At 73.1% G+C, this 10083-nt stretch carries 7 protein-coding genes; 6 read left to right on the forward strand and 1 reads right to left on the reverse strand.

What is annotated here, in order from left to right; genetic code table 11:
* Window positions 1-19: 19 nt before the first annotated feature.
* Together ACIQK6_RS04385 and ACIQK6_RS04390 are read left to right on the forward strand one after the other, a co-directional pair.
* Window positions 20-817 (forward strand): hypothetical protein, encoded by a 798-nt coding sequence (locus ACIQK6_RS04385; protein WP_329105066.1) that lies wholly within the window; start codon window positions 20-22, stop codon window positions 815-817.
* A 268-nt stretch (window positions 818-1085) separates the two neighbouring features.
* Entirely contained in the window at window positions 1086-2084 is a 999-nt protein-coding gene (locus ACIQK6_RS04390) for a polyprenyl synthetase family protein (RefSeq protein WP_329108151.1), read from the forward strand.
* A gap of 150 nt (window positions 2085-2234) precedes the next feature.
* On the opposite strand, the gene ACIQK6_RS04395 is transcribed toward ACIQK6_RS04390, so the two are convergent.
* Window positions 2235-2417, reverse strand: coding sequence for a hypothetical protein (locus ACIQK6_RS04395; protein ID WP_202202783.1), 183 nt, complete (start codon window positions 2415-2417; stop codon window positions 2235-2237).
* A gap of 185 nt (window positions 2418-2602) precedes the next feature.
* Here ACIQK6_RS04395 and ACIQK6_RS04400 point away from each other — a divergent pair, with 185 nt between their 5' ends.
* From ACIQK6_RS04400 to ACIQK6_RS04415, 4 genes are all read left to right on the forward strand, one after another.
* Window positions 2603-5647 carry a DEAD/DEAH box helicase gene (locus tag ACIQK6_RS04400; RefSeq protein ID WP_402694267.1) on the forward strand — a complete coding sequence of 1015 codons (3045 nt, stop codon included), beginning with the start codon at window positions 2603-2605 and terminating at the stop codon, window positions 5645-5647.
* A gap of 3 nt (window positions 5648-5650) precedes the next feature.
* The gene (locus ACIQK6_RS04405; protein ID WP_402694268.1) at window positions 5651-6916 is read left to right on the forward strand and encodes an SWF or SNF family helicase; all 1266 of its coding nucleotides are present in this window, start codon (window positions 5651-5653) and stop codon (window positions 6914-6916) included.
* Window positions 6917-7106: 190 nt separating this feature from the next.
* Window positions 7107-8414, forward strand: a complete 1308-nt coding sequence (locus tag ACIQK6_RS04410; protein ID WP_329105061.1) for a GAF domain-containing protein — start codon at window positions 7107-7109, stop codon at window positions 8412-8414.
* Between the two features lie 54 nt (window positions 8415-8468).
* Window positions 8469-9992 (forward strand): aldehyde dehydrogenase family protein, encoded by a 1524-nt coding sequence (locus tag ACIQK6_RS04415; RefSeq protein ID WP_329105059.1) that lies wholly within the window; start codon window positions 8469-8471, stop codon window positions 9990-9992.
* Window positions 9993-10083: the final 91 nt, after the last annotated feature.

The following is a 10083-nucleotide window of genomic DNA, read 5'->3' on the forward strand; positions in this document are numbered from 1 at the left end:
AGAGCTACCGGGAGGCCAGGTGTCCGACGACGAGGGTGGCGGCTCGCTGTACGTGCTGACCGCCGTGCTGCTGACCCCGGCACAGTTCCCCAGCATCCTGGGCGACGACTTCCCCGAGGCCTGCTCCCTGCTAGGCGTGGCCCCGAACGGGGAGGGGTACGGGCTGGTGCTCGGCCAGGACGAGGAGGGCGCGCGCTGGACGGTCGTCGTGGACGACGTGTCGCTCGTCGCGACGGCCATCGCCTCCTGGGACTGCGGGATGGAGTACGACCTGTCCCCCGACGAGCGGACGATCGTGGTCTCGCTGGCGGGCTGGCCACTGGAGCTTTCGGTGGCCGCGTCGGGAATCCCGGAACCGCACGATCCCGAGCAAGGAGCGGACGGTACTGGGCGGGTACCGCTCGCCCCGCCCTCGGCGGACGTATGGGGTCCGGTGCAGCGACGGATGGGCGCGGACCAGATCGCCCGGGAGTGGGCGGACTGGAGCGAGCGCGTGGCCACGGACGGCGGGGCCGCTGCCGCCGCGCACCCCGGGCTCGCACGGGCACTGGAGGAGGCCGTGGCGTACACGAAGACCCCGCCGCCGCCCGGCCGGGTGCGGTCCTCGTTCGCCGGCGAGGGGGTCCGGACGCTGCGGGTGGACGGGCCCGGCTGGTCGCTCGTGGCGCGCACCGGCGAGGCGGCCTTCGTCCTGCTGGACGAGGAGCCGAGCGAGGTGCTCACGGTCCCCCACAAGGCAGACGCGGACCAGCCGGGCCTACCGGATCTACCGGACCTGCTGACGGCGCTGGACCGCATCGCAGTCCGCCCGTCGTGAACACGAGCCGGAGTGGGCGATGGCGGTGACAGCAGCGGTAGCGGCAGCAGCGGCCCGATGTACGCCCGGTACCGAGCGGTTCGTCGACGGCCGGCCTCCGGGCGGGGACCGTCACGGCTCCCCATGATCGAAAAGAACCAGCCATGGCGGCTGGAAATCGCTCTGGATCCCCTTCCTCCAGAATGATCGAATCGGCCAGTCAAGAGGCTCAAAGGCGCGCACCCCGCGCCCGCGGCCCATTCCACGACGGAGGCCATTCTTGAATTCCATGTCCTACCTGGACCTGCACCGGGAAGTCTCGCAGGACATCGACGCGGAGATCGACGCCGCGCTGGAGCGGCTCGGCCCAGTGGCGAGCACGACCAGGAACTCAGTGGCCAAGCTCTTGGAGCACCGCAAACTGAGACATCCCCTCTCGGTGCTGCCGCTCCTCACGCACGCCATAGAGACCGGCAATCCGAGGCCGGCCATCCCGCTGTCCGCCGTCCACCTGCTGTGGTGGACCTCGGCCTGCTACCTCGACGACCTGGCGGACGCCAACGGCGCCTCCATCTCCGGCGAGCTCACCGAGAACGAAGCGCTGCTCGCATCCGTCATCACGGGGAACTCGCTCCCCATCCAGATCCTCCTCTCGCAGGACCTCCCGGACTCGTCGCGCAGCGCGCTGATAGCCGAGATCCTGAACGGCTGGATCATCGGCGTCGACGGCCAGATCGACGACATGCGCGGGGACATCTGCAGCGCCTCGCGGAAATCAGTGGTCGAGACGTACCGCGGCAAGTCCGGTGCGCCCTTCGGAATGATCACGGCAATGGCCGCGATATTCTCCGGAACAACGGCCGAGAAGGTGGAGCTGTGGCGTGAATTCGGCTACGTCTTCGGCATCCTTTGGCAAATATTCAACGACCAGGAAGACATCCTGTCCGGCCGCAACGAGGACCTGCTCAACGGCACGGTCACCTATCTCCTCGCCTCCGTCATCGAGGACTCCTCGCCCGATGCCCGGGAGCACGTCCTGGGCCTGTGCGCGGCCGCCGGACGCTCGCCTCAGGCCAGAGCGGAACTGGAGGCACTGCTGCGGACGCCCACCGCTCTCGACCGGTACCGGGCCGAGATCGACGCGTTCCGCGCCGAGGGGTACCGGATCCTGGACGAACTGGGCGGCGACGAGACCTACTTGCCGGTACTCCGACACCTCGTGGACCACGCGTCCCAGATGCTGCTCGAAGCGGATCCCGCCCCGGCCTTCGTGAGCGGCGCCGCCTGACCCGGCCGCCGCCCGGGCGGGCCACGCCCTGCGGGCGTCACCGCACCGAGCGGGTACACGCCCGAGTCCCGCCCCGCGGCCGTGCTCGCCGGGCTCCGCGCCGAAGCCGGAGCCCGGCCGCCCTGCCGGGCCGGCGCGCGGCGGCCGCGGTCAGCGGCCGATCTGCTTCCTGGATATACCCCGCAGACGACGGCGCTGGGAGGAGTCCAGCAGGAGGTAGGCGGCGACCGGCACGCCGATCAGGACCAGCAACCCCGCCCAGAACCCCACGGTCCAGAACAGCACGATGGCTGCCACGACTCCGGCAACCGCGATCTTTCCGCTCGTGGACATCTGCGGACACCTCCTCCTGCCGTCGACCACTACTACCCCGCTCAACGCGCCGCCGCGACCACGCGTTCCCCGACACCCGAACGACCTTCGAAGCGACCCGGGGCGCGGTCGCGCCCCCGTCGCCGGGCACACTCGATGACGTAAGCTCGGCCGCCCCGCACCAAGTAGTCAAACTTGAGGAATGCGTGCTCTTCGAGATCTCCGGCCTCATCCACGACCACTCCGCCGTCTTCCTTCCCGCCGACCCGCCGCGCCGCGGTCGGATCGCCCTCTGGCGGACCGCCGGCACGCCGCCCGGCGCCCCTGCCGGTGCCCGTGCCGGGGTCCCTGCCGGGGCACCTGCCGATGCCGATGCCGGTGCCCCGTCCCATGGCGGCGGCTTGGAGGAGCTCACGGTCATCTCCCCCGACCTCCGCCGGTCCACCGTGGTCGCGCACATCCTGTCCGTGGACGAAGCCCTGCCCCTCCTCACCCGCGCCCGGTCCGCGGCGACCGGGGCGGGACCCGGCGGCCCGACCGACGGAACCGACGGAACCGGTGACTCCGCCACGGCGTTCTGGGGCGCCGCCGCGCTGCTCGCCCTGCGCTTCGCCGCGCGCGGGCAGCTCCTGCCCGGGCTGAGTCCCGCCGGCCACGACGCGTGGCGGATCGGACCGCTGGAGGCCGCCGACCTCGACGAGGTCCGGGAACTGGCCGCCGCCATGCCGCCCGCCGCCCGTTGCGTGCCGCTGAACGCCGACGGGCCGCCCCGGCTGCCCTCGCCGGAACCGTTGCTGCGGGCCTTCCTCGACGCCATCGCCGACGCCCTCCCCCGCTCCCCCGCCGCCCCCGCGGCCGCCGGTGGCCCCGCCTACGCCGACCGCCCTCCGCAACTCCACCCCGAGCTGCGCGGATGGGCCGCCGAGGTGGCCGCCGGACATGACGCCGGGGTCCGGATCTCCTTGCGGATCGAGCTCGACCGGGCCCTGGACCGGGTCCTCGACCGGCCCCTCGACCGGGTCCCCGACGCAGCCGCGGCCCAGCCTCCCGAAGCCGCCCCCGTCTTCCGGGCCGTCCTGCAGATGCACAGCCTTTCCGACGACGCCCTCGTCGCCGATGCCGCCGACGTCTGGGCCGGATCCGGTGCCGCCGCGGTCGCCTTCCCCCCGAGCGCCCGGATGGACGCCCTCCGCGCCCTGCGCCGTGCCTCCCGGCTGTGGCCCCCACTCACCCCGCTGCTGGGCGCGGCCGTCCCGGACGCCGTCGAACTCGCCGACGAGGAGGTCACGGAGCTGCTCGGCGAAGCCGCCACCGCCCTCGCCGCCGACGGGGTCCAGGTGCACTGGCCGCGCGAGCTCCTGCGCAACCTGAACGCCCGGGCCGTCCTCGGCTCCCCCGACGACACCACCGCGAACGCCCGCCCCTCCGGTCTGCTCTCCCCCGGTGCCCTGCTCTCCTTCAGTTGGCGCCACGCCCTCGGCGACCAGGGCGACCTCACCCGCGCCGAACTCGACCGTCTCGCCGAGGCGAAGCGCCCGCTGGTCCGGCTGCGCGACCAATGGGTCCTGGTCGATCCCGCCGAAGCCCGCCGGGCCCTCGCCCGCCAGGACCGTAAGATCGCGGCCGCGGACGCGCTGGCCGCCGTACTCACCGGGTCGACGGAGATCGACGGCACGCGGGTCGACGTAGCAGCCACCGGTCCGCTGGAGGGCCTGCGCGCGCGCCTCGCCACCAATCCGCATGAGGCTCCCGACGCACCCGACGCACCCGACGCGCCGCCGGAGCTGCGGGCCACCCTGCGCGACTACCAGCTGCGCGGTCTGCGCTGGCTGGCCCGGATGACCTCGCTCGGCCTCGGCGCCTGCCTCGCCGACGACATGGGCCTCGGCAAGACCGTCACCCTCATCGCGCTCCACCTGCACCGCAACCGACCCCAGGCTCCCGGCACCGACCCCGGCGCCGCCGCCGGGCCGACCCTGGTGGTGTGCCCGGCCTCGCTGCTGGGCAACTGGCAGCGGGAGATCGAGAAGTTCGCCCCCGGCACCCCCGTGCGCCGCTTCCACGGCCCGGACCGCAGCCTCGCCGGGCTGACCGGCGGGTTCGTCCTCACCACCTACGGCACCATGCGCCTGCACGCACCCGAACTCGCCGCCACCCGCTGGGGCATGGTCGTGGCCGACGAGGCCCAGCACGTCAAGAACCCGCGCTCGGCCACCGCCAAGGCCCTGCGCACCATCCCGGCCCCGGCCCGCGTGGCCCTGACCGGCACCCCCGTCGAGAACGACCTCACCGAGCTGTGGGCCCTCCTCGACTGGACCACACCCGGGGTGCTCGGCCGCCTCGGCACCTTCCGGTCCCGCTACGCCGACCCCGTCGAGAGCGGCCGCGACCCGCAGGCCGCCACCCGGCTGTCCGCTCTGGTGCGGCCGTTCCTGCTGCGCCGCAAGAAGTCCGACCCCGGCATCGCACCCGAGCTGCCGCCCAAGACCGAAACCGACCACGCCGTCACCCTCAGCCGCGAACAGACCTCGCTCTACGAGGCGGTCGTACGCGAAACCCTCGCCGCGATCTCGGAGGCGGACGGGATGGAGCGGCGCGGTCTGGTGGTCAAGCTGCTGACCTCCCTCAAGCAGATCTGCAACCACCCCGCCCACTACCTGCGCGAGCACGGCCCGGCGGAACGCGGCGCCAAGGCGGCCGGTGACGGCGGCGCCCGTTCCGGAAAGCTGGAGCTGCTCGACGAACTCCTCGACACCATCCTGTCCGAGGGCGGCTCGGTGCTGGTCTTCACCCAGTACGTGACGATGGCCAGGATCCTGGAGAAGCATCTGGCCGGCCGTGGGATCAGCTCGCAACTGCTGCACGGCGGGACGCCGGTGCCGCGCCGCGAGGAGCTCGTCGACCGCTTCCAGGCGGGCGAGGTCCCCGTCTTCCTGCTGTCCCTGAAGGCGGCGGGCACCGGGCTGAACCTCACCCGGGCCGGACACGTCATCCACTTCGACCGTTGGTGGAACCCGGCCGTCGAGGAACAGGCCACCGACCGCGCCTACCGCATCGGCCAGACCCAGCCCGTACAGGTCCACCGGATCATCGCCGAGGGCACCGTCGAGGACCGGATCGCCGAGCTCCTGGCGCGCAAACGCGCCCTGGCCGACGCCGTCCTCGCGGGCGGCGAGGGCGCGCTGACCGAACTGACCGATGCCGAACTGGCCGAGCTCGTGGCGCTGCGCCCGGCCGCTCGCGGGGAGTGAGCGATGAACAGCCGAGAGCCGTACGAGAAGACCTTCCCGGCCCTGGCGCCCGCCCCCGGCCGCGGCTTCGCCCGCACGTGGTGGGGCCGTGCCTGGCTGCGCGCCCTGGAGGACAGTGCGCTCGACGAGGCGCAGGTCAAGCAGGGTCGCCGGTACGCGCGCGCGGGCGCCGTCGGCGCGGTGTCGGTGCGCCCCGGCGGGCTCACCGCGGTGGTGCGCGATCCGGACGGGACGGCGCACCGGACGGACGTGCTGGTGCAGGAGTTCACGGAAGCGGAATGGGACCGACTGCTGGATCTGGCTGCCGCGGAGGCTGGGCACATCGCGGCGCTGCTCGACCGGGAGGTGCCGCCGGAACTCGCCGAGGACGCCGCCGCGGCCGGGGTCGAGCTGCTGCCCGGCATAGGAGACCTCGACCCGCGCTGCGACTGCGGCGAGTGGGACCACTGCCCGCACACGGCCGCGCTCTGCTACCAGGTGGCCCGGCTACTGGACCAGGACCCCTTCGTGCTGCTGCTCCTGCGGGGCCGGGGCGAGCGCGGGCTGGTGGACGAGCTGGCGGAGCGGAGCAGGGTGGAAGCGGAAGCAGAAGCAGCCGCTCCGCACGCGCCGGTCGACGAGGGGGTCCCGGCGGCGGAGGTCTTCGCGGCGGGCGCTGCCCTGCCTGCCCTGCCCCCGCTGCCGGGGCTGCCACCGGCGCCGGGCCAGCCGCCGACCCTGGACACGGAGACCGATGCGAAACCTGAACTCGACGTGGATGCGGTGGAGTCCCTGGCGCAGGCGGCCGCGACCGAGGCCCACCGGCGGCTCGCGGAGGCGCTGACTCCGGGACACGCCGAACGCGCCCCGGCGGCCCCGCTCACACACGCCCAAGACGCCGTACGACTCTCGGCCGAGGCCGGTGACTTTCGGCTCCGTTCCCGCCTGGCGGCGGCTACCGGGCGCAGCCGGGCCGAGATGGAACTGGCCGTACGCGCCTGGGGCTTCGGCGCGGCCCAGGGCCTGGCGGTGCTGGAGGAAGACTGGACGCCGGGCCGGAGCGAACTGGCCCGTGCCCGGTCGGCCCTGGCCGCGGCCTGGGCGGACGGGGAGGCTCCGGTGCTCCGCCGGGTCCGCGCCCGCTGGACGGAAGCGGGCACCGACCGCCAGCTCCGGCTGGGCCGGGAGGGGCGCTGGTGGCCGTACCGCCGCGAGGCGGGTCGGTGGATCCCGTCGGGGCCCTCCGCCCCCGACCCGGGCTCGGCGCTGGAGGCCGATCCCGCCCCATGAGGTTGAGGCTCGCGCGGGCCGCATACCGCCGGCGCCCTGGCCGACGTACGCCTTGCCCGGACCCGGTACCGGGACGACGATGAGGAAGCTCCACAGCTCCACAGATCGGCAACGCCGTAGCTCCGCAACTCCACAACTCCGCAACTCGGCAACTCGGCAGCTCCGTACCGCGGCACCTCGGGAGGGTGACATGGGCGATCCGTCGGTGGCGCTGCCGGGCGGGGCCGATCCGGCCGCGCGCACGCGCGAACTACGGCGGGCACATGCCGCGTTCACCCGGGACGGGCGGGTCGAGGGTCCGGTCCGGGCGGTCATCGCGCGGTCCTGGCGGCGGTGCGCGCGGGCCCGGCTCAGCCCGGAGTGCGCGCCCCGGGTGGAGCTCGCGGAGGCGGAGCTGCGCTCGTACCGCGAGGAGCATCCGCTGGCCCGGGTGATGCCGCTGTTCCGGGAGCTCGTGGGGGCGTTCGCCGCGCACGGTGCCCACCTGCTGGCGGTGTGCGACGCGCGGGGCAGCCTGCTGTGGGTGGAGGGCGAACAGGGAACCCTGCGCAGGGCCGAGGGCCTCGGCTTCGTCCCGGGCGCGCGCTGGGCGGAGTCGGCGATGGGCACCAACGCACCGGGGACGGCGGTCGCGACGGGCGAGCCCGTGCAGGTCTTCGGGGCCGAACACTTCAGCCGCCGGGTACACCCGTGGACCTGCGCGGCGGCCCCGGTGCGGGACCCCCGGACGGGCAGGCTGCTGGGCGCGGTGGACATCACCGGGGGCGACGGCCTGGCCCACCCGCACTCCCTCGGCTTCGTACGGGCGGTGGCCCGGGCGGCGGAAGCCCAGTTGACGCTGCTCGAACCGGATCGGCCGGCCCCCAGGAACACCCTCGCCGCCCTCGGCCAGGACGAAGCACTGCTGGTCACCGCCGGTCGCAAGCTCCGGCTCGGGCGGCGGCACAGCGAGATCATGGCGCTGCTCGCGCACCATCCCGAGGGCTTGTCCGGCGAGGAGCTGGCGATCTCCTTGTACGAGGACGAGTCGGTGTCGCCCGTGACGTTGCGCGCCGAGATCTCCCGGCTGCGCGCCCTGCTGGGGCCGTCGGCGCCGCTTTCGAGGCCGTACCGCACGGCCGGTCCGCTGGACGCGGATTTCACCGTCCTGACCCGGCAGTTGGCCGCCGGGGCGGTGTCCGCGGCCCTCCACCACTACCCCGGCCCCCTGCTGCCGGGCTCCACCGCACCCGCCATCGTCCGGTTGCGGCGCCGGATCGAGGACCAGGCTCGGGCGGCCGTGATCGCACGGGCGGATGCCGGGATGCTGACCGACTGGGTGTGCAGCCCGTGGGGCGCGGACGACCCGCAGGCGTGGCGGGCGCTGGCGGCCGCGCTGCCCCCGGAACGCCGGCCGGCCGCGCTGGCCCACGCGCACGCCCTGGACCGGGAGCTGGGCGCGCGCCCGGACCCAGGTGGTCGGCGGCGTGCAACGTATCCGCAACCTGCCCGCCCCTAGCCTCCACCCGAGCGCTGTCCGACGGCGGCCGGCGCCCGGCAAGGGGAGGACACCATGGCCCGCTACGCTGCGCCCGGAACCGAGGGGGCGCTCATGTCGTACGCGTCCCGCTACGACCACTTCATCGGCGGCGAGTACGTTCCGCCCGCCCGCGGCCGGTACTTCGAGAATCCTTCCCCCGTCAACGGCCGGGTCTTCACGGAGGTCGCCCGGGGCACGGCCGAGGACGTGGAGCGGGCGCTGGACGCGGCCCACGCGGCGGCGCCCGCGTGGGGGCGTACGTCGGTCGCCGAGCGGTCGTCGATCCTGCTGCGCATCGCGGACCGGACGGAGCAGCACCTGGAGGCCCTCGCGGTCGCGGAGACCTGGGAGAACGGCAAGCCGGTGCGGGAGACCCTGGCGGCCGACCTCCCCCTGGCCGTGGACCAGTTCCGGTACTTCGCGGGCGCCCTGCGGGCGCAGGAGGGCGCACTGAGCCAGATCGACGACGACACCGTCGCCTACCACTTCCACGAACCGCTGGGCGTGGTCGGACAGATCATCCCGTGGAACTTCCCGATCCTGATGGCGGTGTGGAAGCTGGCCCCGGCGCTGGCGGCGGGCAACACCGTGGTCCTCAAGCCGGCCGAGCAGACCCCAGCCTCCGTCCACTACTGGCTGGGTCTGGTGGCGGACCTGCTGCCGCCGGGCGTGGTCAACATCGTCAACGGCTTCGGGGAGGAGGCGGGCAAACCCCTCGCGTCCAGTCCTCGGGTGGCGAAGATCGCCTTCACCGGGGAGACCGCCACCGGTCGGCTGATCATGCAGTACGCGGCCGAGCACCTGAAGCCGGTCACCCTGGAACTCGGCGGCAAGAGCCCGAACCTCTTCTTCGACGACATCTGGTCCACGGACGACGACCTGCGCGACAAGGCCTTGGAGGGTTTCACCATGTTCGCCCTCAACCAGGGCGAGGTGTGCACGAGCCCGTCGCGTGCGCTGATCGAGCGGGGCAGGTACGGGGACTTCCTCGACGCGGCGGTGGCCCGTACCGAACTGATCGTGTCGGGGCACCCGTTGGACACGGACACGATGATCGGGGCGCAGGCCTCGGAGGAGCAGCTGAAGAAGGTCCTGTCGTACGTGGAGATCGGCCAGCGGGAGGGCGCGAAGATCCTCACGGGCGGCGAGCGCCGGGAACTGGAAGGCGATCTCGCGGGCGGCTTCTACGTCCAACCCACCATCTTCGAGGGCGACAACCGCATGCGGATCTTCCAGGAGGAGATCTTCGGGCCGGTGGTGTCGGTGACCTCGTTCCAGGACTTCGACGATGCCCTACGGATCGCGAACGACACGGCGTACGGCCTGGGCGCGGGCATCTGGACGCGGGACATCAACACCGCCTACCGCGCGGGCCGCGCGATCCAGGCGGGCCGCGTCTGGACGAACTGCTACCACGCGTACCCGGCACACGCTGCATTCGGCGGATACAAGCAGTCGGGCATCGGCCGCGAGACCCACAAGATGATGCTGGAGCACTACCAGCAGACGAAGAACGTTTATTGCAGCTATTCCCCGAAAGCAGTTGGGTTCTTCTAGGAAACTGATGAAGATGTTGGGTTCTGGCCCCGCCGCGTCAGCGGTGGGGCCAGACTCGTTCTCGTGGTGCAAGGGGAATGGTTCGGGGAGA

The sequence above is a fragment of the Streptomyces sp. NPDC091682 genome, from assembly GCF_044756625.1.
Taxonomy (GTDB): domain Bacteria; phylum Actinomycetota; class Actinomycetes; order Streptomycetales; family Streptomycetaceae; genus Streptomyces.